This window comes from Geobacillus sp. E263 (assembly GCF_007197795.1).
GTDB lineage: Bacteria > Bacillota > Bacilli > Bacillales > Anoxybacillaceae > Parageobacillus_B > Parageobacillus_B toebii.
Genome location: NZ_CP041632.1, coordinates 2,842,031 through 2,866,975, shown reverse-complemented (window position 1 = coordinate 2,866,975; position 24,945 = coordinate 2,842,031). Strand labels below are relative to the sequence as shown.

General features: G+C 39.5%; 25 protein-coding genes and 3 pseudogenes. 26 read left to right on the top strand and 2 right to left on the bottom strand.

Annotated features, from left to right (window positions below):
• Positions 1–43 precede the first annotated feature (43 nt).
• Together FNL97_RS14685 and FNL97_RS14680 are read left to right on the top strand one after the other, a co-directional pair.
• The gene (locus FNL97_RS14685) at positions 44–571 is read left to right on the top strand and encodes an NADPH-dependent FMN reductase (protein ID WP_143416049.1); all 528 of its coding nucleotides are present in this window, start codon (positions 44–46) and stop codon (positions 569–571) included.
• A complete protein-coding gene (locus FNL97_RS14680; protein ID WP_143416048.1) occupies positions 568–1,785 on the top strand; it encodes an MFS transporter in 1,218 nt (405 codons plus the stop codon). Before FNL97_RS14685 ends, FNL97_RS14680 begins: the two co-directional genes overlap by 4 nt.
• A gap of 84 nt (positions 1,786–1,869) precedes the next feature.
• Here the strand turns inward: FNL97_RS14680 and FNL97_RS14675 are convergent, their stop codons facing one another.
• Positions 1,870–2,121 carry a YhdB family protein gene (locus tag FNL97_RS14675; protein WP_012749250.1) on the bottom strand — a complete coding sequence of 84 codons (252 nt, stop codon included), beginning with the start codon at positions 2,119–2,121 and terminating at the stop codon, positions 1,870–1,872.
• Positions 2,122–2,242: 121 nt separating this feature from the next.
• Positions 2,243–2,839, bottom strand: coding sequence for a DedA family protein (locus FNL97_RS14670; RefSeq protein WP_012749251.1), 597 nt, complete (start codon positions 2,837–2,839; stop codon positions 2,243–2,245).
• A 251-nt stretch (positions 2,840–3,090) separates the two neighbouring features.
• On the opposite strand from FNL97_RS14670, the pseudogene FNL97_RS14665 reads away from it, so the two are divergent.
• The 24 genes and pseudogenes from FNL97_RS14665 to FNL97_RS14555 form a co-directional block, all read left to right on the top strand.
• Positions 3,091–3,897, top strand: a pseudogene (locus FNL97_RS14665) (SpoVR family protein); the annotation flags it as partial.
• A gap of 296 nt (positions 3,898–4,193) precedes the next feature.
• Complete coding sequence (locus FNL97_RS14660) at positions 4,194–6,062, top strand: DUF8451 domain-containing protein (RefSeq protein ID WP_143416046.1); 1,869 nt, start codon at positions 4,194–4,196, stop codon at positions 6,060–6,062.
• A 314-nt stretch (positions 6,063–6,376) separates the two neighbouring features.
• Positions 6,377–6,796, top strand: a pseudogene (locus tag FNL97_RS14655) (transposase); the annotation flags it as partial.
• A gap of 270 nt (positions 6,797–7,066) precedes the next feature.
• On the top strand, positions 7,067–7,540 hold the full coding sequence (locus tag FNL97_RS14650; protein ID WP_011230081.1) for a PCYCGC domain-containing protein: 474 nt from the start codon (positions 7,067–7,069) through the stop codon (positions 7,538–7,540).
• Positions 7,541–7,676: 136 nt separating this feature from the next.
• Positions 7,677–8,399 carry a ZIP family metal transporter gene (locus FNL97_RS14645; RefSeq protein ID WP_012749256.1) on the top strand — a complete coding sequence of 241 codons (723 nt, stop codon included), beginning with the start codon at positions 7,677–7,679 and terminating at the stop codon, positions 8,397–8,399.
• A 291-nt stretch (positions 8,400–8,690) separates the two neighbouring features.
• A complete protein-coding gene (locus FNL97_RS14640; protein ID WP_011230084.1) occupies positions 8,691–8,999 on the top strand; it encodes an ArsR/SmtB family transcription factor in 309 nt (102 codons plus the stop codon).
• A 14-nt stretch (positions 9,000–9,013) separates the two neighbouring features.
• Entirely contained in the window at positions 9,014–9,961 is a 948-nt protein-coding gene (locus tag FNL97_RS14635) for a cation diffusion facilitator family transporter (protein WP_011230085.1), read from the top strand.
• 25 nt (positions 9,962–9,986) lie between these two features.
• Positions 9,987–11,033, top strand: coding sequence for a flavin-containing monooxygenase (locus FNL97_RS14630; protein WP_143416044.1), 1,047 nt, complete (start codon positions 9,987–9,989; stop codon positions 11,031–11,033).
• A gap of 325 nt (positions 11,034–11,358) precedes the next feature.
• Positions 11,359–12,711, top strand: coding sequence for an Nramp family divalent metal transporter (locus FNL97_RS14625; protein ID WP_143416043.1), 1,353 nt, complete (start codon positions 11,359–11,361; stop codon positions 12,709–12,711).
• Between the two features lie 223 nt (positions 12,712–12,934).
• The gene (locus FNL97_RS14620) at positions 12,935–13,303 is read left to right on the top strand and encodes an ArsR/SmtB family transcription factor (protein ID WP_011230088.1); all 369 of its coding nucleotides are present in this window, start codon (positions 12,935–12,937) and stop codon (positions 13,301–13,303) included.
• Positions 13,296–15,434, top strand: coding sequence for a heavy metal translocating P-type ATPase (locus FNL97_RS14615; protein ID WP_143416042.1), 2,139 nt, complete (start codon positions 13,296–13,298; stop codon positions 15,432–15,434). Before FNL97_RS14620 ends, FNL97_RS14615 begins: the two co-directional genes overlap by 8 nt.
• A 294-nt stretch (positions 15,435–15,728) precedes the next feature.
• Positions 15,729–16,896: pseudogene (locus tag FNL97_RS14610) on the top strand (IS256 family transposase).
• Positions 16,897–17,204: 308 nt separating this feature from the next.
• Positions 17,205–18,623 (top strand): SpoVR family protein, encoded by a 1,419-nt coding sequence (locus FNL97_RS14605; RefSeq protein ID WP_143416349.1) that lies wholly within the window; start codon positions 17,205–17,207, stop codon positions 18,621–18,623.
• A gap of 541 nt (positions 18,624–19,164) precedes the next feature.
• Positions 19,165–20,514: a cytochrome ubiquinol oxidase subunit I gene (locus tag FNL97_RS14600; RefSeq protein WP_062678939.1), complete on the top strand. Its 1,350-nt coding sequence runs from the start codon at positions 19,165–19,167 to the stop codon at positions 20,512–20,514.
• Positions 20,511–21,524, top strand: a complete 1,014-nt coding sequence (locus tag FNL97_RS14595) for a cytochrome d ubiquinol oxidase subunit II (protein ID WP_012749260.1) — start codon at positions 20,511–20,513, stop codon at positions 21,522–21,524. The genes FNL97_RS14600 and FNL97_RS14595 overlap by 4 nt, the downstream gene beginning before the upstream one ends.
• A 13-nt stretch (positions 21,525–21,537) precedes the next feature.
• Complete coding sequence (gene cydS / locus FNL97_RS18940) at positions 21,538–21,636, top strand: cytochrome bd oxidase small subunit CydS family protein (RefSeq protein ID WP_012749261.1); 99 nt, start codon at positions 21,538–21,540, stop codon at positions 21,634–21,636.
• 152 nt (positions 21,637–21,788) lie between these two features.
• Complete coding sequence (locus FNL97_RS14590; protein WP_041269581.1) at positions 21,789–22,178, top strand: DsrE/DsrF/DrsH-like family protein; 390 nt, start codon at positions 21,789–21,791, stop codon at positions 22,176–22,178.
• A 13-nt stretch (positions 22,179–22,191) separates the two neighbouring features.
• On the top strand, positions 22,192–22,425 hold the full coding sequence (locus FNL97_RS14585; protein WP_012749263.1) for a glutaredoxin family protein: 234 nt from the start codon (positions 22,192–22,194) through the stop codon (positions 22,423–22,425).
• A 98-nt stretch (positions 22,426–22,523) separates the two neighbouring features.
• A complete protein-coding gene (locus tag FNL97_RS14580) occupies positions 22,524–22,721 on the top strand; it encodes a hypothetical protein (RefSeq protein WP_041269582.1) in 198 nt (65 codons plus the stop codon).
• A gap of 24 nt (positions 22,722–22,745) precedes the next feature.
• Positions 22,746–23,312, top strand: coding sequence for a class I SAM-dependent methyltransferase (locus FNL97_RS14575; protein ID WP_012749264.1), 567 nt, complete (start codon positions 22,746–22,748; stop codon positions 23,310–23,312).
• 146 nt (positions 23,313–23,458) lie between these two features.
• Complete coding sequence (locus tag FNL97_RS14570) at positions 23,459–23,848, top strand: sulfurtransferase (protein ID WP_216368308.1); 390 nt, start codon at positions 23,459–23,461, stop codon at positions 23,846–23,848.
• Positions 23,815–24,075 (top strand): metal-sensitive transcriptional regulator, encoded by a 261-nt coding sequence (locus FNL97_RS14565; protein ID WP_012749266.1) that lies wholly within the window; start codon positions 23,815–23,817, stop codon positions 24,073–24,075. The genes FNL97_RS14570 and FNL97_RS14565 overlap by 34 nt, the downstream gene beginning before the upstream one ends.
• 91 nt (positions 24,076–24,166) lie before the next feature.
• On the top strand, positions 24,167–24,394 hold the full coding sequence (locus tag FNL97_RS14560) for a sulfurtransferase TusA family protein (RefSeq protein ID WP_003252677.1): 228 nt from the start codon (positions 24,167–24,169) through the stop codon (positions 24,392–24,394).
• 56 nt (positions 24,395–24,450) lie between these two features.
• Positions 24,451–24,933 (top strand): DsrE/DsrF/DrsH-like family protein, encoded by a 483-nt coding sequence (locus tag FNL97_RS14555; protein WP_012749267.1) that lies wholly within the window; start codon positions 24,451–24,453, stop codon positions 24,931–24,933.
• Positions 24,934–24,945: the final 12 nt, after the last annotated feature.

Here is a 24,945-nt window from a genome sequence, read left to right as displayed (position 1 = left end):
TACACTATAATCAGAAAAACAAGGAGCAAAGGAGAGAACCGATATGCATATTGTTGTCGTGAACGGAAGTCCGCGCAAATCGGGGAGAACGGGAATCGTCGCTAGACATATTGCAAAGCAATACAAGGCTCAGCTGATTGATTTGAGCGAAGAAGCGATTCCGCTATATAACGGCGAGGCAAGCCAAGAAGAATTGCCCAGTGTCCTTCATCTGCGTCGGCAAATGCAACAGGCAGATGGCGTTATTCTTTGCTCGCCTGAGTATCACGGCGCCATGAGTGGAGCGTTAAAAAATGCTCTTGATTTTTTAAGCAGCGACCAATTTGAACACAAACCAGTTGCTCTTATCGCGGTAGCAGGGGGAGGAAAAGGTGGAATTAATGCCTTAAACAACATGCGGACGGTGATGCGCAGCCTGCATGCGAATACTATTCCGAAGCAGCTGGTTTTAGATCCTCCTAGTTGTGCTGGCGATCATTTAACGAAGCCGGCAGCTTTGCAGGTGGATGATGTCTTTTTCGAATTGCGGCGTTATATCAACGCAGCCAAGTGGTGGAGGGAGCAGGCATGAACAGCCTGCATCGCGACCGTCGGTTATATTTGTTACTCGTTGCCAATTTGTTTTCTTCCGTTGGAACAGGAATCACGATGACGGCCGTTCCTTGGCTGCTTGTGCAAAAACCTGACGGAGGAACGTGGTTTGGCTACATGTCCACAACGATGACGATCATCATGTTTTTATTGACACCGTATGTCGGAATGTGGATTGATCATATGTCGCGAAAAGCTATGTTAATGCTTGGAGAGGCAATGGGACTAGTGATTGCCGCTATGTTTGCGCTTTATGGGATGATGGGAACAGAGTATCACGTATGGCATTTAGTGATTTTATTTGCCAGCGGCTCCCTATATTATTTTCTCTTTTATCCGACGCTATTTGCATTTACCCAAGAAGTATTTCACCCTGATCAATATAAGACGTTAAATGGGATTATGGAGATTCAAGGACAATTGGCTACCGTCATCTCCGGCGGAGCGGCAAGCCTGCTTCTTACGAAAGTGCCACTTTACTCGATTTTATGGCTAGATTCGTGCACGTATGTGGTAGCGATTGTTTGCCTTTTCTTTATCCCATATCAACGTTCTGTCAGAAATGGAGACACACATTCGTTTTGGATGAAGATGACCGAAGGATACCATTATATGAAAGCTCGTCCGCTGTTGTTTTGGTTTTTGCTCGCTTCGTTCATGCCCTTTATTGGTGTGATGATGACCAATTATCTTCATCCAATTTATATTACCGATGTCTTAAAGGAAGATAGTTCGGTATACGGCATTCAAAGCATGATATACGGAATCGGGGCCGCGCTCGCAGGGTTAATCGTGCCGTTATGGCTAAGGAAAATCGGAACCGAAGTAAGCATCACCATTACCGTCTTTATGTATGCGATGGCGATGACCATGTTTCTATTGGTGAAAAACACGTGGATATTTTATGTGCTTGTTAGCCTAACGGCGTTTGGCAATGCGGGGACAAGGGTGGCCCGCAGCTCGCTGATGATGGAACGGATTCCTAATGGGAAAATCGGAAGGATAGACAGCTTATTTCGAGCGCTCGGTTTTCTTATTCGTTCCATCTTGTTAAGCGTATTTACTGGTCTTGTGTCATTACAGCATATCCTGATTCCATATGCCATATTAAGCGGATTGCTTATCATTTCCGGGCTATTGGTGCTAAGGACTGGAGAATCGGTGAAAAAAGAACAATTTCATCTGAAAGGATAAAAGGAGATTTTTCTTATACATCGGTCGGAGAATCGATAGGATAAATAATGGGGAATTGGATCGAACCAATTCCCCGTTTTTTATTTACGAATAAGCGTATTGCTCAGCTCCTGTTTTTTGTTCGCTTGCCTCAAGGGCATGGTCGATATAACGCAACAGAGCGGTTAGCCGTTTTTGAATGACTGAGTAATCATATTCAAAATTGTAGGCGTGAAGAAATTGCTCAATTTTTTTCGACAGCAAATCATCTTGTGTACGCACCATTAAAATAAGCAAATTATCCCATTCGGAGCGGTGCGTATAGTATAATGCTTTGTCATAATCGATGGTGTTCAAGTTCATGCCTCCTTTATAGAAGGAGATGTCTTTAGTGTATGATGGTTCTTGTTTTTTTTACGCTGTAAATGTTACGTTAGAAGGTAAAAAATAAATTTACCGGTTTCAAAGTGCCGGTGTTTTACTTCTTTTTTTGCTGATAAAACCAATATATTGTGAGCAGGCAAATGAGGAGAATAAATACGGCCATAAAAAAAGTGCGATATTCATCCATATATTGTTTAATTATAATCCAATTCTTCCCTAAATAATTACCAATTGTGAGAAAGGTGAAGACCCAGACAAACGCTCCGCTATAGGCATATAACATAAATTTTTTTCGATCGTATGCGTTAAATCCAGCTAAAAATGCAGCAAGATGACGGATGCCAGGGATAAAATAGCAAATAAACAGCACCGATGGCCCTAGTTTGGCAAATAATGCTTTCGTTTGCTCTATTCGCTTTTCTGTAATATGTATTTTTGGACCTATTTTCTGCAAAAACGGCAATCCGAGTTTTACTCCTAAATAGTAACTGATGGAGATACCAGCTATAGCACCAATAAAGCCAAAAACAAATGAGATAGGATATGACATGGAACCTGTGGAAATTCGGTATCCAATGTACGTAAGTAGCAGCTCATCCGGAATCGGCATACCGACAATTCCTAACATTAACACGACCATAATGCCGATATATCCAAAATGATCGATAAAATAATGTAAATAATGCTCCACTGTATCACCACACTTTAATAGTATGAGCAAAGCGAGTCAGCAGAAAATAAATGGGCTTTATTATTTGCTAATGTCCATTATAAACAATACATACGTTGAAGGAAATTTTTTATATAAAGATGGGGAAGAAAAGTAAACATATGATTGATCAGTCGTATGGATTAAACGCGAAATATGGAATGGACTTATACGTATCAAAACTCCTTTTTCCTCATACATTGTGATAAGAGGGAAAAGGGGAGGAGATGTGCATGCGACAAGATGATTTGAAGGAGTTGGAACGGGCGATTGCGGAGATTACGGAAATCGCTGAAGGGTTTGGGCTTGATTTTTATCCGATGCGTTATGAAATTTGTCCGGCGGATATTATCTATACGTTTGGTGCGTACGGCATGCCAACACGCTTTTCTCATTGGAGCTTTGGCAAGCAGTTTTACAGAATGAAGCTGCAGTATGACCTGGGATTAAGCAAAATTTACGAGCTAGTCATTAACTCTGACCCTTGTTACGCATTTTTATTGGATACAAATTCGCTGATTCAAAATAAATTGATCGTCGCACATGTATTAGCGCATAGTGACTTTTTCAAAAATAACGTTCGTTTCAGCAACACAAAGCGGGATATGGTCGAAAGCATGGCAGCAACCGCTGAGAGAATCAAACATTACGAACATCAATATGGAAAATTGGAAGTAGAAAAGTTTTTAGATGCGGTATTGGCAATTCAAGAGCATATCGATCCGTCACTGCTTCGTCCGAAATTATCATGGACTTTGGAAGATACGGAAGTATACGAAGAAGAAGAACCGCCAAAAATAGTGTCGCCATATGATGATTTATGGTCGCTCGATGAAAAAGATAAGCCGACTCCGCCACCGCGTAAAAAGCGACGGAAATTCCCGCCGCAACCGGAAAAAGACGTATTATTGTTTATTGAAGAATACAGCCGCGAGCTGGAAGACTGGCAGCGCGACATTTTAACGATGATGCGCGAAGAAATGCTATACTTTTGGCCGCAGCTTGAAACGAAAATCATGAACGAAGGCTGGGCTTCGTTTCGCAAAGGAGCTTAAATATGTAAATGAGAAATCACTTGTATACGAAAGTGATTTTTTTATTTTCTTGATGTTAAAATGTTTAAATATTGCACATTTGATTAATGGTTTGCTGCATGGTTCGATAATGTTTAGTGATCATGCTAAAATAACGTTTGTAATACATTTTGGTGAACCATAGATTTCTTTGACAAATGGGAAATTGTATAATTTGTTAAATGTTAAAAGGATTGTTTCTTTTCTTTGTCAAATAATTTGTAGTAAATAATATTAGAAATTTAAAGGGGATATATGGCGGAATGGACGCAAAGGATTTGTTACGTATTATAGACGATGGGGAAAATGCCGAATTGGAATGTAAAGCAGCCAAAGGTGGTCTGCCGAAAGATGTTTGGGAAACGTATTCTGCTTTTGCAAATACAAATGGCGGTATTATTTTGCTTGGGGTCGAGCAAAAAGGACAAGAGTTTTTCCCAGTCCATGTTGATGCAAAAAAGTTAGTTAAAGACTTTTGGGACGGAATTAATAATCCACAAAGAATTAGCAAAAATATCTTAGTGGATCGAAATGTAGAAATTGTTGAAGTTGATGGGAAAGAAATCGTGAAAATTTATGTTCCAAGGGCTTCGCGTGAGGACAAGCCAATTTATATTGGTCATAATCCTTTTACAGGTACATATCGCCGCAATTATGAAGGGGATTATAAATGTACTAAGGAAGAAGTACAACGAATGATAGCGGACCAGTCGCCAATTCCTCAAGACAGCAAAGTTCTTCCCAATTACGGTTTAAATGATTTGAATATGGAATCGGTGAGAAGTTATCGAAATCGCTTTTCTTCTTTGAAACCAGATCATCCTTGGAATGGTTTAGAACTGAAGGAATTTTTATATAAAATTGGAGCTTTGGGAAGGCTACGCGAAACCAACGAGGAAGGGCTAACATTAGCCGGGTTGCTCATGTTTGGGGAAGAGCGCAGCATTACAGAGTATTTACCGCAGTATTTCTTAGAATATCGGGAAAAGAGTTCGGATGTGCCGGGGGAGAGATGGACAGATCGGATTATTTCTTCCGACGGTACTTGGTCGGGGAATTTGTATGATTTTTATTTTAAAGTGATCCGCAGACTAACGGATGATTTAAACATTCCTTTTCAAATGGAGGGGCTTTTTCGCAAGGATGATACAAGGGTGCACGCTGCTCTTCGTGAGGCTTTAGTCAATACGTTGGCTCATGCCGATTACTACGGGCAACGCGGAATTGTTGTCGAAAAGGAAAAGATGTTATTTCGATTTTCCAACCCGGGTGTTCTTCGGATTCCTTTGCAACAAGCACTGAAAGGTGGAATAAGTGATCCGAGAAATCCAACGATTTTTAAAATGTTTATGTTAATTGGGCTCGGTGAACGGGCAGGGTCGGGGATTGAGAATATTCATTTGGCGTGGAAAGAACAACATTGGACTGCCCCGGAATTAATTGAAGAATTTCAGCCGGATCGCACGATTCTTACGTTGCGAACAACTTCATTATTACCACAGGAAAGCGTCGATTTTCTAAAAGCAGTTCTTGGGAAACATTATAAGTTTTTAACCAATGATGAAGTATTAATTTTAGTGACGGCACATCAAGAAAATTATGTGACTAATACGAGATTGCAAAGCCTGACAGATAAAAAGAGTGATGAAATAAGCAAATTATTATCCGGACTGGTGGAAAAAGGATATTTAGAACCAAATGGACAAGGAAGAGGTACAAAATATACGCTAACGGAAATGTTTCATCAAAAGTCTATAGGGAACTCCAGATATAATCGGATAAGCTCCGGACCTAATGTTAATAACTCCGGACCTAACGCTGCTAACTCCGGACCTAACGAAAACGAACAAACAAAAGATCATGAAAAAGTGCTATTGGATATTTCTGAATTAGCAAGGAAGAAAAAGAGATTACATCCTTCCGAAATGGATGAGATCATTTTAAATCTTTGTGCAATTAAGCCGTTAACGCTCAAAGAATTAAGTCAATTACTGAATAGGCAGATGGATCCTCTTCGCAAAAAGTACATTTCACGATTGCTTAGGGAAGGAAAGTTAGAACTGCTATATCCGGAGCAAGTAAATCATCCGAAACAAGCATATATGACACGATCTCTTTTTAACCAGCATTAGGATACTGGATTCCTAATGCTGGTTTATTGTTATTAGACAAATTTCTCGATGATGTATAAAAGTTTGTGTAAAACATTTTGCTAGAACAAAAGAAAAAAGGTAGGGTATTCTCTGATTGGACCAAAAATCTTAGAGAAAGGAGAACCCTACCTATGTCTAAAAGAAGTATACCGAATGTCGACTGGGCAAATCAACTGGAAAGTGTTATTCGTCAATTTGTGAAAGAAAAATTAGAGCTGATTATGCGGGAAGAAATCAAACATTTCCTCGAAATCGAACAGGCTGGAACACCGAATAGGAGAAACGGCTGCTATCTCCGTTGTGTTCGGAAAAAAGATCAATTAGAAATGGCGGAGGATCTGAAACTCATTTATCGTTCTCCGAATAAAGAAATCGCATTGGAGATGTTTCAACAGTTTCAATCCAAATGGTCTCACAAATACCCAAGGGAAGTCCAATCGTGGGCAAATGAGTTGGATGTCCTTCTCACCTTTATGGACTATCCAAGCAGTATTCGAAGTGTGATTTATACGACCAATGCCATCGAACGAACGATCAAGGAGATTCGGAAACGTCTAAAGCCGATGAACAGTTTGAGCAGTTTAGAAGCCGCTGAAAAAGTCGTATATTTGACCATTCAAGATTTTAACGAGAAATGGGCAGGACGAAAGTTGCGAGGATTTGCCGAAGCACAGGAAGCCCTCGAGCGAATGTTTGAAGAACGTTACAATTAACCAAATAATGTAAATATCAAACCAATACGATAAGGGGATTCTCCCTTTCTGCATAATAGACTGAATATTCAGTCCCTTGTGTGGAGGAAACTAGTCCCCTATCCATTCCAAATCCATTTCAGAGATACCCTATCTATCTTGCATTACGCAAAATTCTTGACGGTACCAGCTTTATAAATTGACAATATTTTGAACAATTTATTATTACGCTGAATATGTCCACCCCTTATGATATATTAGTCATGTCTAATGTTATAAGAGGTGACAAGGATGAAATATAAGGGAATGATTGTTTTACTTCTGCTCACTTTGATCATTTCGGCTTGCAGTTCCAATAAAGAACAATCACATCAAGAGCATTCTTCCAATGGGGATTTGCAAGAAAAAACTGCTTCTGCTGACGTTTTACCGACCTTTTTGAAAGGTCAAAGTGAAGAGGTCCGCTTGGTATATCAAGCTGCTGGCAAATCAATAGAGTTGTTACAATGGATTCCTTGTTATTGCGGTTGTGCCGAGAGTGCGGGACATAAAAGTAGTATGAATTGCTTTGTCAAAAAAATCAATAAAGATGGTTCTGTTGTCTGGGATGACCACGGTACTCGTTGTGGTGTTTGCTTACAAATCGCAGCGGAATCCATTAAAATGAAACAAGAAGGTAAGTCTATAAAGGAAATTCGCCATTACATTGATGAAAAGTACAAAGAAGGTTACGCAAAACCAACTAAAACTCCAATGCCTTTATAATAAACAAACCTCACTTTTCCGAAAACGAAGGCTTTACAATCCTCCCACGGTGGAGGATTTTTTGTTTTCTTAAGGCATATTTTATAAGTTTGGCAGATATAAAAGTAAAGACAACTTAGTACAAGGGGGATGATGGATGAACTCACTTTGGCTTTTAGGGTTTTCTGCTTCTGCTATTGGAATGTTATCTGGCGGAGTGATTGCTTGGTTGTTTAAAGGCTGGCAAAAAGGAACGCCAACCATTTTTTCAGTATGTAGTGGTATGATATTTGGACTGGTCACGATGGAAATTTTGCCTGAAAGCATAGAAATTGGAGGTTGGTTTATTGCTATTGTCGGATTGATTTTTGGTTATTTTATTTATAAGCATCTAGAAAAGGTTTCCCATCATGTGATCATTATTACCAATGACGCTAAAAAAGACTTATTTGTACATTCTGGTCTATTTTTAACATTCAGTATTGCCCTACACAATTTTCCAACAGGCATCGCACTTGGAGCCAATACTCACGATTCATTGACTAAACCAATGATGACTGCGATTATGCTTCACAATATTCCAGAAGGTATTGCTGTTTTTACTCCCTTGCTGATGGCTGGGTTTGGAATTCTCAGCATCATACTTGGGGCAACCATAGCCTCCGCCCCCATAGGAGTTGGAGCATTCATCGGAAGCAATTACGGAATGGGGGTTCCTTGGTTAGTAGCAATGATTATCGCATTGGCGATGGGGGTAATGCTTTCCGTGACGGGAAAAGAAATTTTTGGAACAGCTTTACGCGCATCTACCAAAATATACTGTGTTATCATGGCTATAATCGGTTTTATATTGGTTTCATTTTACTTGTTTTTTCTGTAAAAAACTTGAGGATAACGTCATACGGGAACTTGAAGAAGAATTTACAAAAGATGTGCTGATATTCGAAAGGACAGCTCACTGCTGTCCTTTTTATACCCTTAAATCGCCATGTTGCAAGTCCGATTTTTCCACCTGAACGGTTGTCATCATCCTCCTTCCATTCATTATGAGCTAAATAACCCATTTTCATGAAAAAACATTTCCTAAACTTGACAAAAAAATGAATATAAAATATGATACATACATATGAACATATGCTCATATATAATAAATAAAGTGAGGGGAATCATCATGAAGATGGAAGACCATTCTTTCTTAAAATCTGAAACCATTGAAAATGTATCGCGAATATTTAAGGTATTAGCCGATCCAACACGAATCAAAATTCTTTATTTGTTATCGCAAGAAGAGTGCAATGTCAATCACATTGCAGAAGTGTTGGAAATGTCTCAATCAGCCGTTTCCCATCAACTTAGTATGTTACGAAATCTGAGACTGGTTAAGTATCGCCGTGAAGGAAAAACACTGTTTTACTCCTGCGATGACGAACATGTTATTTCATTATTAAAACAAGCCATTGACCATTCTGAACATCATTAAGGAGGTATTTTATCATGCATCATCATCACCACCATCATTCTCACGACCACCATGGTCATCACCATCACCACGGACATCACCATGATCACAGTAGAGAAGGAAATAAAAAAGGGCTTACAATTGCCCTTCTCATTACCGCTGGAATTATGTTGTTAGAGTTTTTCGGAGGTTTAATCACAAACAGCCTAGCCCTTCTTTCTGACTCTGGTCATATGCTTAGTGATGCTAGTTCACTTGTTCTTAGCTTAGTGGCAATTTGGTTTGCCACCAAACCAGCTTCCCCCAATAAAACGTATGGCTTTTATCGTTTTGAAATCTTAGCCGCTTTGTTTAATGGAGTTACCTTGTTTGTTATCGCTGGATTTATTATTTGGGAAGCAATTGAACGTTTTTACAATCCTCCAACCGTGGCTAGCGGCTCTATGATGCTGATTGCGTCCATTGGACTTTTTGCCAATCTTTTAAGTGCCTGGGCGTTAATGAAAAAAGGGGATGTAAAAAATAATGTCAATCTGCGTAGTGCCTATCTTCATGTGATCGGTGACGCTTTGGGTTCCGTAGGTGCTATCATCGCTGGGCTTGTCATGTGGCTCTTTAGTTGGTATGTCGCTGACCCCATTATTTCCATTTTGGTTGCCTTATTAATCTTGAAAGGCGCTTGGGGAGTGATTAAACATACGGTTCACATTTTGATGGAAGGAACGCCAATTACCATTGACCAAAATGAAGTGAAAAAAGCCTTAGAAAGTATTGAAGGAGTGATTAACGTTCACGACCTTCATATTTGGACAATTACTTCAGGGTTAGACTCATTAAGTTGCCATATTTTGATTGAAGATCATCAAGACAGCCAAAAGGTTTTACAAGAAGCGATCCATTTTATTGAGGACCACTTTAAAATTCAGCATGCAACCATTCAAATTGAAACCTCTCAAATCCATCACGGGGAAATGAAAGTTTAATCCTTTTCAGAAGAGAGGTGATAAAATGCAACACATCGTTGATGTTCTGGTTATCGGTGCTAGTCAGGCAGGACTAGTGATGGGATATTATCTGAAACAAAATAATATATTGTTTGCCATTGTTGGCAAGGAAAATCGAATCGGAGATGTTTGGAGAAACCGATATGATTCCTTAGTTCTTTTTACTCCTCGCTGGTTCAGTTCTTTGCCAGGAATGGCTTTAAAGGGTGACCCGAACGGATATCCAACCAAGGATGAAATTGCCGATTATTTAGAGGATTATGCTCAAAAATTTGAATTACCTATTCATCTGAACACAGAAGTCATTTCCCTTCAAAAAGAAGATGAGATTTTTAAAGTTACAACCAATAATGGTAATTATGTGGCAGAGAAAGTGGTTGTAGCAACGGGTCCTTTCCAAAAGCCATACATTCCACCATTTGCAGAAAGCTTATCCGATAAAGTGTATCAAGTGCATACATCCCGTTATTTGAATCCATCTCAATTACAAGAAGGCTCTGTTTTGGTAGTCGGTGCGGGAAATTCAGGGGCACAAATTGCTGTTGAATTGTCCGAAGACAGAGAAGTTTATTTATCTGTAGGTCATAAAATGAAGTTCTTTCCACTTGAAATAATGGGTAAAAGTATTTTCTGGTGGTTTAAAAAATTAGGTTTATTAAATGTCCATATCAACAGCTCGTTAGGTCAGTTTATCAGTAAGCAAAGTGACCCTATTTTCGGTAAAGAACTGAAACATTTAATACAAGAAGGCAAAATTAAAATTAAACCCAGAACAGAAAGTATTTTAGGAGATGTTATTTCTTTTGCAGATAACAGTCAAATTCAAGTTCAAAATGTCATTTGGGCAACTGGATTTTATTCTGATTACAGTTGGATTCAAATTCCGAATGTTTTAGACCATAGAGGAAAGCCCATTCACCAAAGAGGGGTAACTTCTGTGAAAGGATTGTACTTCTTGGGATTGCCGTGGCAGTATCGAAGGGGATCTGCTCTTATTGGAGGAGTGGGTGCCGATGCAGAGTATTTGATAAATGATATTTTAAACCATTGAAGGTGCTTGCAATGTTGTGGTTAGAACTTTTTATAGCCCTTCTAAGCTTAGCGTAAGTGGGAGAGTATTCATTCAAACATAAGCTTCAAATATCATTAAATGGTTTGAACAAGGTCAGTACCTTGTTCAATATTTTAGCGATCTTAAACTAACAAACGATAAAAGTTTCCATTGACTAAAAAAGTTTCTGATGTACAATTTATTTAGGCAACATTTTCTTTGCTCTTACATATATCTAATTCTAAGTTGTAGGAGCAAATTTTTTTACCCCAAAAGTTTCCTTAATGCAAAATATTTAGCGAAAACCAATCATGAGGTGATCATCATGAGTGAAAATAGAAAAAAACTGCCGTTAGTCGTTGAGGAAGGTTGGAGAAAGAAACGGACACAACCAACATTGCCCGAAGTATATAGAAGTTTGCGTATACCAAAAACGGGTTCTTGGATGAAAAAGTTTCTTGCGTTTGCTGGACCAGGATACTTAGTTGCCGTGGGGTATATGGACCCGGGAAACTGGGCGACTGATATCGCAGGAGGTTCCCAGTTCGGATACACGTTGCTTTCCGTTATTTTGCTTTCCAATTTAATGGCAATATTGCTTCAAGCATTGGCTGGCAAGTTGGGAATTGTAACGGGAAGGGATTTAGCCCAAGCTTGTCGCGACCATTACAGCAAGCCTGTAGCAATGATCTTATGGGTTTTATGCGAGTTGGCAATCGCAGCTTGTGATCTAGCCGAAGTGATCGGTTCGGCAATCGCTTTGAAATTGTTGTTTGGCATTCCGTTAATATATGGAGTGATTATTACAGCTCTGGATGTACTGGTCGTATTGCTATTACAGAATAAAGGGTTTCGTTATATTGAAACGTTGGTAATTGTTTTAATTCTAACCATTGGTGCTTGCTTTGTGACTGAAATCTTTCTTTCTAAGCCAGATGTAGGTGGCATATTGAAGGGATTTGTTCCAAGCCCAGAGATTATTAACAATCCATCCATGCTCTATATTGCAATCGGTATTTTAGGTGCAACCGTAATGCCTCATAATCTTTATCTGCATTCTTCCATTGTGCAGACACGTCAATACGAACAAACCAGCTCGGGTAAACGACAAGCGATCAAATATGCCACTTGGGATTCAACCATTGCACTCTTTTTCGCTTTATTTATTAATGCATCTATCCTTATTGTTTCTGCTGCTACATTCCATAAAGCAGGAATGAAAGATGTTGCGGAGATTGAAGATGCTTATCACTTGCTTGCTCCACTGCTTGGAACAACACTTGGAAGTATTTTATTTGGAGTTGCTTTGTTGGCTTCTGGTCAAAACTCCACATTAACAGGAACCTTAGCTGGTCAAATTGTGATGGAAGGTTTTCTAAACATTCGCCTTCCTGCTTGGTTAAGAAGGCTGATCACTCGATTGATTGCCATTGTCCCAGCCGTTGTTGTAACTGCTCTTTATGGCGAAAGCGGAACGGCTCAATTACTTATTTTGAGCCAAGTTATTCTTTCTTTACAGCTCTCTTTCGCGGTAGTGCCTCTCGTTCAATTCACTAGCGATAAAAAGAAAATGGGCGAGTTCGCAAATCCATTATGGTTGAAAGTTCTTGCTTGGATGGTAGCGATGGTGATTATCAGCTTAAACGCATATTTATTGTTCCAAACATTCTTTGGTTAAGAAATAGTAAACCTCATTATCTTTTTGCGGATAATGAGGTTTATTGTTTTTAGCTAATAGAATTTTTTGATGTAGCTAATTAAATGAAATGCCTGGTAAATATTAGGTTGATTTTTTACATCCAATTCTTTTTTGTTTTTCATTCAAATAAATGTTTGAATAATAAAAGAAATGAGGTATAATATATTCAAACGGAAATTTGAATATGAAAGGGGGATAATGAATGAGTAAGAAAGATACATGTGAAATTTATTGTTATGACGAAGAAAAAGTCAATCGAATACAAGGGGAATTGCAAAAAGAAGATATATCCAGTGTTGTCCTGTTGTTTAAAGCACTGGCAGATGAAAATAGGGCAAAAATTGCCTATTCACTTTGCCAAGATGAAGAGTTATGTGTATGTGATATTGCCAATATCATTGGGGCTTCTGTTGCAACCACTTCCCATCATTTACGGACTCTTTATAAACAAGGGATTGTAAAGTATCGAAAAGAAGGAAAGCTAGCATTTTATTCGCTGGATGATGACCATATTAAGCAGTTAATCATGATTGCGTTAGCACATGATAAAGAGGTGAAAGTCCGTGTCTGAACAACAAGCAAAATTATCTAAATCAGAAGCGAAAACCTACCGTGTTCAAGGATTTACTTGTGCAAACTGTGCGGCAAAGTTTGAAAATAATGTAAAATCATTGCCAGGTGTTCAAGATGCTAAAGTAAACTTTGGAGCATCTAAAATTACCGTTTGGGGTACAACAACCATCGAAGAATTAGAAAAAGCAGGAGCTTTTGAAAACTTAAAGGTTCGGGAAGATAAAGAAAAAGCAGTCAAGCGTGAACCTTTTTGGAAGCAAAAAGAGAACATTAAAGTGTATATTTCCGCCGTTTTGCTTGTGATCAGTTGGTTTTTAGGGAAGCAATACGGAGAAGAGCATATCTTTGCGACAATTGGATATGCTGCAGCAATTTTAATCGGTGGATATTCGTTATTTATAAAAGGTTTCAAAAACCTAGTTCGATTGAATTTTGATATGAATACGCTGATGACAGTGGCGATTTTAGGAGCTGCAGCGATTGGTGAATGGGGAGAAGGTGCAACGGTTGTTATTCTATTCGCCATTAGCGAAGCCTTAGAGCGTTATTCCATGGATAAAGCTCGTCAATCCATTGAATCGTTGATGGATATTGCTCCAAAAGAAGCATTAATTCGTCGCGGAAATGAAGAAATGATGGTCCCTGTTGACGATATTCAAGTCGGAGATATTATGATCGTAAAGCCTGGTCAGAAATTAGCGATGGATGGAATCGTCATCAAGGGTACATCTACGCTAAATCAGGCTGCCATTACGGGAGAAAGTGTTCCAGTAACCAAAACAGTCGGTGATGAAGTCTTTGCAGGAACATTGAATGAAGAAGGGTTATTGGAAGTAAAAGTTACAAAACGAGTGGAAGATACAACTCTTTCGAAAATCATCCATTTAGTGGAAGAAGCTCAAGCAGAACGAGCACCTTCTCAAGCGTTTGTAGATCGTTTTGCCAAATACTATACACCAGCCATTATCATTTTTGCTCTTTTACTAGCCGTTATTCCTCCATTATTTATGGGTGCTGATTGGAGCGAATGGATTTATCGAGGTCTAGCTGTATTAGTGGTTGGTTGTCCGTGTGCGTTGGTTATTTCCACGCCTGTTTCGATTGTAACTGCCATTGGAAATGCAGCGAAAAACGGTGTGTTAATTAAAGGTGGTATTTATTTAGAGGAAGCAGGAAACTTAAAAGTGATTGCTTTTGATAAAACAGGAACATTAACAAAAGGTATTCCTTCCGTCACCGATGTAGTCACTTATAATGGCAATGAAAATGAACTAATGACCATTACAGCAGCCATTGAAAAAGGCTCACAACATCCACTTGCTTCCGCCATTATAAGAAAAGCAGAAGAAGATGGATTGAATTTTAATGATGTATCGGTTGAAGAATTCCAATCCATTACAGGTAAAGGGGTCAAAGCCAAAGTAAATAACGCAATGTATTATGTCGGAAGTCCAGGTCTTTTTGAAGAACTTCTTTCAAATGGCATCCAATCAGAAATAAAAGAACAAATTACAACCCTTCAAATACAAGGGAAAACGGTCATGGCATTAGGAACGGAAAAAGAAATTCTGGCGTTAATTGCCGTGGCAGACGAAATAAGAGAATCATCCAAAGAGGTTATTCGAAAACTTCATCAAGTCGGTATTGAAAAAACGGTGATGCTGACGGGAGATAACCAAAGAACAGCCGAAGCCATCGGAAAACAAGTCGGTGTTTCCGATATTAAAGCCGATTTACTTCCAGAAGATAAACTGAATTTCATCAAAGAGCTTCGCGACAAGTATCGAAGTGTTGCGATGGTTGGAGATGGTGTGAACGATGCACCAGCTCTTGCAGCTTCAACCGTTGGTGTGGCAATGGGTGGTGCTGGAACCGATACAGCCCTTGAAACAGCCGATATTGCTTTAATGTCTGATGATTTAAGTAAATTGCCATATACGATTAAATTAAGCCGCAAGGCTTTAGCAATTATTAAGCAAAACATTACCTTCTCTTTGGGCATTAAGGTGCTGGCGTTATTGTTAATTGTACCTGGTTGGTTAACGTTATGGTTAGCGATATTTGCGGATATGGGAGCAACATTAATCGTAACATTAAACAGCATGCGATTGCTAAATGTGAAAGAATAATGCAATAGTTGAAGAAGACACACAAAAAGACCGAATTTATTTCGGTCTTTTTGTGTGGTTTAAAAATCAACATTGAAATTTAACAAAGTCCTGATTAAAAACAGTCAAAACTAACAAAACAAATGACCTAAATTTTAGAGATCTTAATTAATTAAATGGGATTTTAATAAAAATGCTTGGCGCTTAAAGGATGATGTATAAAAGTTTGTGTAAAGCATTTTGCTAGAACAAAAGAAAAAAGGTAGGGTATTCTCTGATTGGACCAAAAATCTTAGAGAAAGGAGTACCCTACCTATGTCTAAAAGAAGTATACCGAATGTCGACTGGGCAAATCAACTGGAAAGTGTCATTCGTCAGTTTGTGAAGGAAAAATTAGAGCTGATTATGCGGGAAGAAATCAAACATTTCCTCGAAATCGAACAGGCGGACACATCCAATATGAGAAACGGCTGCTATCAACGAAATCTAGATACGCAATATGGCCGGATTGAGGGTCTTTTGGTTCCAAGAGACCGAAACGGGGAATTTCAAACACAGTTGTTTGCCCCTTACCAACGGCACACCGGCTGGCTGGAGGAAGACATCATTAGGATGTACCAAAGTGGCATGAGCACACGGGAAATTGGCAAGTTTATCGAACGAATTCTAGGAAGCACCTATTCTCCTGCGACGATCAGCCGGATTACCGATGTCGTGAAGGAAGACATCGAGAAATGGCACGCTTGTCCACTACACCAGCGTTATTCGGTCTTGTATTTGGACGGCTTGTACGTGAAACTTCGCCGCGATACGGTAGAGAAAGAAGTCATTTATGTGGTATTAGGTGTGAACGAAGAAGGAGATCGTGAAATTCTGGATTTCTTCATAGGAGGACAGGAAAGCGCCTATGTATGGCAGGAGATTCTCCAACAGCACTACAAAAGAGGCGTCAAGGAAGTGTTTTTAGGCGTCTTCGATGGCCTTCCGGGGCTAGAGGAAGCCTTTAAGGCGGTGTATCCGAAAGCCGATGTGCAGCGCTGTGTCGTGCACAAAGTCCGCAACACCCTCAGCCGTGTTCGGAAAAAAGACCAATTCGAAATGGCAGAAGATTTGAAACTTATTTATCGATCTCCGAATAAAAAAATTGCACTGGAGATGTTTCAACAATTTGAGTCGAAATGGTCTGGTAAATACTCGAGAGAAGTTCAATCTTGGGCCAACGAGTTGGATGTCCTTCTCATTTATGGACTATCCAAGCAGTATTCGAAGTGTGATTTACACGACGAATGCCATCGAACGAACGATCAAAGAGATTCGGAAACGTCTAAAGCCGATGAACAGTTTGAGCAGTTTAGAAGCCGCGGAAAAAGTCGTGTATTTGACCATCCAAGATTTTAATGAGAAATGGGCAGGGCGAAAGTTAAGAGGATTTGCCGAAGCACAGGAAGCCCTCGAGCGAATGTTTGAAGAACGTTACAATTAACCAAATAATGTAAATATCAAACCAATACGATAAGGGGATTCTCCCTTTCTGCGCAATAGACTGAATATTCAGTCCCTCGTGTGGAGGAAACTAGTCCCCTATCCATTCCAAATCCATTTCAGAGATACCCTATCTATCTTGCATTACGCAAAATTCTTGACGGTACCCGATATTCATCCATATATTGTTTAATCATAATCCAATTCTTCCCTAAATAATTACCAATTGATATGGAATGGACTTATACGTATCAAAACTCCTTTTTTCTCATACATTGTGATAAGAGGGAAAAGGGGGGAGAGATGTGCATGCGACAAGATGATTTGAAGAAGTTGGAACGGGCGATTGCGGAGATTACGGAAATCGCTGAAGGGTTTGGGCTTGATTTTTATCCGATGCGTTATGAAATTTGTCCAGCGGATATTATTTATACGTTTGGTGCGTATGGCATGCCAACGCGGTTTTCCCACTGGACTTTTGGCAAGCAGTTTCACAAAATGAAACTGCAATACGATTTAGGCTTAAGCAAAATTTACGAGCTAGTCATTAACTCTGACCCTTGTTACGCATTTTTATTGGATACAAATTCGCTGATTCAAAATAAATTGATCGTCGCACATGTATTAGCGCATAGTGACTTTTTCAAAAATAACGTTCGTTTCAGCAACACAAAGCGGGATATGGTCGAAAGCATGGCAGCAACCGCTGAGAGAATCAAACATTACGAACATCAATATGGAAAATTGGAAGTAGAAAAGTTTTTAGATGCGGTATTGGCAATTCAAGAGCATATCGATCCGTCACTGCTTCGTCCGAAATTATCATGGACTTTGGAAGATACGGAAGTATACGAAGAAGAACCGCCAAAAATAGTGTCGCCATATGATGATTTATGGTCGCTCGATGAAAAAGATAAGCCGACTCCGCCACCGCGTAAAAAGCGACGGAAATTCCCGCCGCAACCGGAAAAAGACGTATTATTGTTTATTGAAGAATACAGCCGCGAGCTGGAAGACTGGCAGCGCGACATTTTAACGATGATGCGCGAAGAAATGCTATACTTTTGGCCGCAGCTTGAAACGAAAATCATGAACGAAGGCTGGGCGACGTATTGGCATCAACGGATTTTACGGGAAATGGATTTAACGAGCGAAGAGGCGATTGAATTTGCGAAATTAAACGCCAATGTCGTGCAGCCATCTCGCACAGGGATTAATCCATATTATTTGGGGTTGAAAATTTTTGAAGATATTGAAGAACGTTGGAACAACCCAACGGAGGAAATGAAAAAACTTGGGGTGAAGCCAGGGTCGGGTCGCGAAAAAATTTTCGAAGTGCGCGAATTGGAATCCGATATTTCGTTTTTGCGTAATTATTTAACAAAAGAATTAGTGATGCGCGAAGATATGTATTTATTTCAAAAGCAAGGAAGAGAGTATAAAATCGTCGATAAAGATTGGGAGCACATTCGCGACCAACTCGTCAGCATGCGTGTCAATGGCGGGTTTCCATACATTACGGTAAATGATGGAGATTATATGCGCAACGGTGAGCTGTATTTAAAACATTGGTATGAAGGAATTGAATTAGATATAAAATATTTAGAAAAAGTTCTTCCGTATATTTATCAGTTATGGGGACGCGCTGTTCATATGGAAACGGTCGTGGAAGAGAAGCCTGTATTATTTACGTATGATGGAAGAGTAGTGCATCGAAAATATATATAAATTCAATAAAAAGAGCTGCTTGAAGACAGCTCTTTTTTTATGTGTTTGAACGTTGTTTGTAACGCTGTTGTTTGGTTATTATTTTTAAGTATAAGGAAATGGTTGTCATCATTGCCGATAGTAACCATTTTATTTTTTTGGGATCCATAAGCATACTGTGCAAAAATTGTATGGTATAAAACATTTTTACATTTATAAGCCTGTTAATCATGACAATTTTGTGACAAACATCACAATGTCACTATCTTGTCAAAGTTATTTTGTTATTTCTTCATGATTTATTGATAAAGTAAAAAGTAAGTACCGTATTAACTATTGATAAAGTAAATACGGCGGAAATAGAAGGAGGAAAAACCGTGTGGAAACGCCAAGAAAAATGGCTTGTGACCGTTAGTTTTCTTGTTGCCCTGATTATGTTTCTATCAATTGTTGGCAAATTGTTTTCATAAAAGGAGGAACTTTGTCGAAAAATATTTTTTTGACACCCCTGAAACGGCTACAACCGTTGATATATCAACATTTATAGAGGGAGGATATGGCAATGTGGAAATATGATCCGTTGCTGTTTAGCCGGTTGTTAACGGAATTAACGTTAACGTTTCACATTATTTATGCGACGATTGGTGTCGGTGTTCCGTTGATGATTGCCATTGCGCAATGGGTAGGTATTCGGAAAAATGACGAACATTACATTCTACTTGCGCGAAGATGGACGCGCGGCTTCGTTATTACGGTAGCCGTCGGCGTTGTGACGGGAACAGCGATCGGACTGCAGTTGTCATTATTATGGCCAAACTTTATGCAACTTGCAGGTCAAGTTATCAGTCTTCCGTTGTTTATGGAGACGTTTGCCTTCTTTTTTGAGGCGATTTTCCTTGGGATTTATTTATATACGTGGGACCGGTTTGAGAATCAGAAGAAGCATTTATTGTTATTGATTCCAGTGGCGATTGGTTCTTCGGCTTCGGCAATGTTTATTACGATGGTAAACGCGTTTATGAATACTCCGCAAGGTTTTGAGTTGAAAGATGGAGTCATCACGAATATCGAGCCGCTTGTGGCCATGTTTAATCCAGCGATGCCGACGAAAGTAGCACACGTATTGACAACCGCCTATATGACTTCTGCTTTTGTCTTGGCGTCCATCGCTGCTTGGCATTTGATGAGAGGCAACCGCCATGTTTATCATAAAAAAGCGCTGCATTTAACGATGAAAACGGCATTCATTTTTTCGCTTGCAAGCGCACTTGTCGGTGATTTATCAGGAAAATTTTTGGCGGAATATCAGCCGGAAAAATTAGCGGCGGCGGAATGGCATTTTGAAACGAGTACACATGCGCCGCTTGTGCTGTTCGGTACGTTAGACGAAAACAACAATGTAAAAAATGCGATCGAAATTCCATATGCGTTAAGCATTTTAGCGCATAATCATCCGGGCGCGGAAGTGAAAGGGTTAAATGAGTTTCCGGAAGATGAAATACCGCCGCTTTATATCCACTATTTATTTGATGTAATGGTTACGATCGGAATTTTGCTTACGATGGTATCGGCTGTTTATTGGCTTGGTAAACAGTGGAAATGGAAATTTATCATGAATAAATGGTTTTTAGCATTGCTTGTCACTACAGGCCCATTGGCAATGCTGGCGATTGAAGCAGGCTGGTATTTTACCGAAGTTGGCCGGCAGCCATGGATTTTGCGCGGTTATATGAAAACGGCTGAAGCGGCGACATCATCGGGACATGTAGATACGATGCTTGTTGCTTTTTCGATTTTGTATCTCATTTTAGGAATTGCAAGTGTGACAGTGCTGATTAACATGTTCCGAAAAAATCCGGTGGAAAAAGAGTTAGCGGAACGCTCTCTTGAACGGGAGGTAGTATCCCAATGACATTAGAAATTATAGGTATATCTGTCTTATGGCTGTTTTTATTTGGATATGTCATCGTTGCATCGATTGATTTTGGTGCCGGATTTTTCAGTGCGTACAGCGATATCGCGAAGAAAAAACATATTTTGCATAAAATCATTCAGCGTTATCTTTCCCCGGTATGGGAAGTAACGAATGTGTTTCTTGTCTTTTTCTTCGTTGGAATCGTTGGATTTTTCCCGAAAACGGCGTATTATTACGGAACGATTTTGCTCGTTCCCGCCAGCATCGCCATTCTTTTGCTTGCTATTCGAGGTTCCTATTACGCCTTTAACACATACGGAGGAACCGAGCGGAAATGGTATCTGTTTGCTTACGGATTAACTGGATTATTCATTCCAGCGTCATTATCGATCGTTTTAACGATTTCTGAAGGCGGGTTTATCGAAAAGCAAGGAGAAACGTTGACACTATTATATAAAACATTATTTGTTAGTCCTTTAACGTGGAGCGTTGTGCTGCTCAGTATTACAAGTGTATTGTACATTTCAGCGACATTTCTTACGTATTATGCCAACGAAGCAGGCGACATGCAGGCGCGTGAATTGTTGCGGAAATATGCGCTAAGCTGGAGCGGGCCAACGATTTTATCGGCGCTTCTTATCATTTATCAGCTGCGCCACCATAATCCGGAGCATTATAGCAACATGTTAAACGTTGCTTGGATGTTTGCCATATCATTTCTGTTTTTCGTGTTGACCGTTTATTTGCTTTGGAAAAAGAGATATTTCGGATGGGCGTTTGTTAGCTTAGTGATGCAATACGCGTTCGCGTTTTACGCATACGGCATTTCTCACTATCCGTATTTGTTGTACCCATACTTGACGATTTACGACGGATTTACGAATAAAACGATGGCGATCGCGCTTGTTATCGCGTTTATCGCGGGATTTTTGCTGCTTATTCCATCATTGTACCTGTTGTTAAAACTATTTTTGTTCAACAAAAAATACGTAAAAGGACAATTATAAGGAGGAGAATGCGATGCAAACGTTTTTGCTTATGTATGCACCAATTCTCATTGTGGCGCTATCGGTGGTTGCTGCGTTTTGGGCCGGATTGAAAGACGAACAAGTCGAGTAGGACTTCCTGCTCGACATTTTTTATATTTGTTCGTTGACATGGATGGAAAAATCGATTACTATAAGAACTAGATTAAATACCCATACATGTATATGTAAATAAAAATATTTTATTTCGTAAAAACTATGATCGAGAAAAAGGAGGACTTCATGATGAAAGTAGCGATTATCGCAGCTAACGGTGGTTTATTTGACGCATACAAAGTATTTAATATTGCCACAGCGGCAGCAGCATCTGAGGCGGAAGTAGGCATTTTTTTCACGTTTGAAGGGTTGAATCTCATTCATAAAGAAGCACATAAAAACTTACCGCTTCCAGAAGGAAAAGAGCATTTCCAAGAAGGATTTCAAAAAGCAAATGTTCCATCGATCGAAGAGCTTGTAAAAATGGCGCAAGAATTAGGTGTGAAACTAGTTGCGTGCCAAATGACGATGGATGTCATGGGCCTTGACAAAGAGCAATTTGTCGATGGAATTGAAGTCGCTGGCGCTGCAACATTTCTAAACTTTGCAAAAGACGCCGACATTACGTTGACGTTCTAGTGGAGGGACGAAAATGAAACGAGTTACGGTATATACGACAACGACATGTCCGTATTGTGTAATGGTAAAAAACTTTTTACGTGAACAAGACGTTCCGTTTGAAGAAGTCAACGTGCAACGGGATCCTGTCGCGGCTCGGAAACTTGTTGAAACAACAGGGCAAGTCGGAGTCCCGCAAATCGAAATCGATGGTCAATGGGTAATCGGATTTGATCCCGACGCCATCATGCAATTACTGCAACGTTAGCAAGATATGGGATGTCATTGCTGGAAAAGAACTTGTTCCAACAATGATTAACGGTAAGAAATGGTTCGTTCTTGATGTATGCAACAAAGAGATATTCGATGATTGAAAAATGGAAGGAAAGAAACATATACGATTGGAAGTATGTCAAACGGATATGGGAAAATTTCAAGCAGATAAAGAACAACAACGGGGAATGGAAATCGATCCAAACCGTTGTGCAATTTGCTAAAAATGCATCAGCAAGAAAAAGCTTCGGATTATGGATTCCGAAGCTTTTTGATTATAATAATCATTAAAAAAAGAATACAGGAGGATTTATGATGGCAGGGCATCGTTTTCATCCAGAAAAGGCGGAAAAATTATTAGATCCGAAGCGAAAAGAAATCATTGCTCCAGAACGGGCAATAGAGATATTGCAAATCGGAACGCAAGATGTCATCGTTGATTTGGGAGCTGGCAATGGGTATTTTACCGTGCCAATGGCGAAAATGACGAAAGAAAAAGTATATGCTGTCGATGTACAACAAGAAATGTTGGAATTTTTAAAGACACACGCAGAAAAAGAACAAGTGGACAATATTGAATATATACTTGAGGATGTATCGAATACGTCTTTGCCTTCACGATTGGCGGATAAGGGGCTCATGTCGTTCGTGTTTCATGAAGTAGATGATCATGACGCAGTGCTTGCTGAGATACAACGGGTGATGAAACCGAACGGAAAATTTCTGATCATTGAATGGGAAGCGGTAGAAAGCGAAATGGGGCCGCCGCTTCATGAGAGAATTCCTTCTCAGCAATTGCTAGAATATATGAAAACAAAACACCAGAATGTGGAATTTTTCTCCTTTCATCCAACCGTATACGGTATATTGCTAACGTATTGAGTCAACAGTGGTTATCCCAATACATGTTGGGATGATGAACGATACATCATTTATCCACATATTGTTAAAATAAAACAGTTGATAATATACCTATAAGGGTATATAATAAACACAGACATCAATGATGGAGCGAGGTGATCGCTATATTGTATATCATCAGCCTGATTATTTTCAGTTTATTATTCATAGCATTGTATCGCCGTTATTATCCGGTAAGCGGTGTTCCATGCATAGATATAGCCGATAAACGAATCAAGGATATGGTTGTGTTAGATATTCGTGATTATAACGAAACAACAGAACCGCCTATTGCTAATTCTCTTCATATTCCGTATGCTTATTTAAAACGGCATTTTTCTAATATTCCGAGTAAATCGCTTCATATTATTGCAAACGATGAAATCGAAAAAAATTTAGGCGTACGTTTTTTACGACGCCGCGGTTTTGACGTACAAAGCTATTCAATCATCCATTGTCCTTGTCGAGAAAGGGGAAATGAAAAATGGAATACAATAAAGAAATCAAAAACCGCTTAAGACGGATTGAGGGACAAGTGAAAGGCGTTCTTAGCATGATGGAACAAGGAAAAGACTGCAAAAGCGTTGTCGCGCAATTATCGGCGGCACGCAATGCGATTGATCGCGCCATTGCGGTCATTGTAAGTACCAATTTAGAAAATTGTCTGCGCGAAAGCATGGAAAAAGGAGAAAAAACGGAACATTTAGTCAAAGAAGCGGTAGAGCTATTAGTAAAAAGCAGATAAGTCAACTCTTGAAAAAAGGGTTGACACACTCTTTTACACATATTAATATACCTATAGGGGTAATGGTAAAATAATAAGGAGGTTATCCATTATGAATGTAAATAAAGTATTAGATGCGAAAGGATTAGCTTGTCCAATGCCGGTTGTAAGAGCGAAAAAAGCGATGGATGAATTAACATCAGGGCAAGTGCTCGAAGTGCAAACAACGGATAAAGGATCAAAAAACGACTTGCCGGCATGGGCAAAAGCAAGCGGCCATACGGTTATTGACATGAAAGAAGAAAATGGCGTATTGACGTTTTGGATTCAAAAAGGGTAATTTTTTAGCTGTCCATATACCTATATAAGTATATGTATATGGAAGGAGGGGACTTAATGTCGCAACAAAAGAAAAAAACAACGATTATTTTATTTAGCGGCGACTACGATAAAGCGATGGCGGCTTACATCATCGCGAACGGTGCCGCCGCTTATGACCATGACGTCACGATTTTTCATACGTTTTGGGGATTGAACGCATTGCGAAAAGACGGGCATATTTCGGTGAAAAAAGGGTTTTTGGAAAAAATGTTTGCCAAAATGATGCCGCGTGGAGCGGATCGCATGGGGCTTTCCCGCATGAACTTTGGCGGCATCGGACCAAAATTAATCAAACACGTTATAAAAAAGCATAACGCGATGCCGCTGCCACAATTAATCGAAATGGCAAAAGAGCAAGGGGTTAAGTTAGTCGCGTGTCAAATGACTGTTGATTTATTAGGGTTGAAACCAGAAGAATTGATCGATGGCATTGAGTTTGCTGGAGTGGCAACGTATTTGGCGGATGCGTCAGAAGGGAACATAAACTTATTCATTTAAAGGTGATTACGA

Excerpts from the sequence above, each read along its gene's own strand:
- FNL97_RS14685 (WP_143416049.1), top strand. The coding sequence starts at position 44 with ATGCATATTGTTGTCGTGAACGGAAGTCCGCGCAAATCGGGGAGAACG.
- FNL97_RS14680 (WP_143416048.1), top strand. The coding sequence starts at position 568 with ATGAACAGCCTGCATCGCGACCGTCGGTTATATTTGTTACTCGTTGCC.
- FNL97_RS14660 (WP_143416046.1), top strand. The coding sequence starts at position 4,194 with ATGGACGCAAAGGATTTGTTACGTATTATAGACGATGGGGAAAATGCC.
- FNL97_RS14650 (WP_011230081.1), top strand. The coding sequence starts at position 7,067 with ATGAAATATAAGGGAATGATTGTTTTACTTCTGCTCACTTTGATCATT.
- FNL97_RS14645 (WP_012749256.1), top strand. The coding sequence starts at position 7,677 with ATGAACTCACTTTGGCTTTTAGGGTTTTCTGCTTCTGCTATTGGAATG.
- FNL97_RS14640 (WP_011230084.1), top strand. The coding sequence starts at position 8,691 with ATGAAGATGGAAGACCATTCTTTCTTAAAATCTGAAACCATTGAAAAT.
- FNL97_RS14635 (WP_011230085.1), top strand. The coding sequence starts at position 9,014 with ATGCATCATCATCACCACCATCATTCTCACGACCACCATGGTCATCAC.
- FNL97_RS14630 (WP_143416044.1), top strand. The coding sequence starts at position 9,987 with ATGCAACACATCGTTGATGTTCTGGTTATCGGTGCTAGTCAGGCAGGA.
- FNL97_RS14625 (WP_143416043.1), top strand. The coding sequence starts at position 11,359 with ATGAGTGAAAATAGAAAAAAACTGCCGTTAGTCGTTGAGGAAGGTTGG.
- FNL97_RS14620 (WP_011230088.1), top strand. The coding sequence starts at position 12,935 with ATGAGTAAGAAAGATACATGTGAAATTTATTGTTATGACGAAGAAAAA.
- FNL97_RS14605 (WP_143416349.1), top strand. The coding sequence starts at position 17,205 with ATGCGACAAGATGATTTGAAGAAGTTGGAACGGGCGATTGCGGAGATT.
- FNL97_RS14600 (WP_062678939.1), top strand. The coding sequence starts at position 19,165 with ATGTGGAAATATGATCCGTTGCTGTTTAGCCGGTTGTTAACGGAATTA.
- FNL97_RS14595 (WP_012749260.1), top strand. The coding sequence starts at position 20,511 with ATGACATTAGAAATTATAGGTATATCTGTCTTATGGCTGTTTTTATTT.
- cydS (WP_012749261.1), top strand. The coding sequence starts at position 21,538 with ATGCAAACGTTTTTGCTTATGTATGCACCAATTCTCATTGTGGCGCTA.
- FNL97_RS14590 (WP_041269581.1), top strand. The coding sequence starts at position 21,789 with ATGAAAGTAGCGATTATCGCAGCTAACGGTGGTTTATTTGACGCATAC.
- FNL97_RS14585 (WP_012749263.1), top strand. The coding sequence starts at position 22,192 with ATGAAACGAGTTACGGTATATACGACAACGACATGTCCGTATTGTGTA.
- FNL97_RS14580 (WP_041269582.1), top strand. The coding sequence starts at position 22,524 with ATGATTGAAAAATGGAAGGAAAGAAACATATACGATTGGAAGTATGTC.
- FNL97_RS14575 (WP_012749264.1), top strand. The coding sequence starts at position 22,746 with ATGGCAGGGCATCGTTTTCATCCAGAAAAGGCGGAAAAATTATTAGAT.
- FNL97_RS14565 (WP_012749266.1), top strand. The coding sequence starts at position 23,815 with ATGGAATACAATAAAGAAATCAAAAACCGCTTAAGACGGATTGAGGGA.
- FNL97_RS14560 (WP_003252677.1), top strand. The coding sequence starts at position 24,167 with ATGAATGTAAATAAAGTATTAGATGCGAAAGGATTAGCTTGTCCAATG.
- FNL97_RS14555 (WP_012749267.1), top strand. The coding sequence starts at position 24,451 with ATGTCGCAACAAAAGAAAAAAACAACGATTATTTTATTTAGCGGCGAC.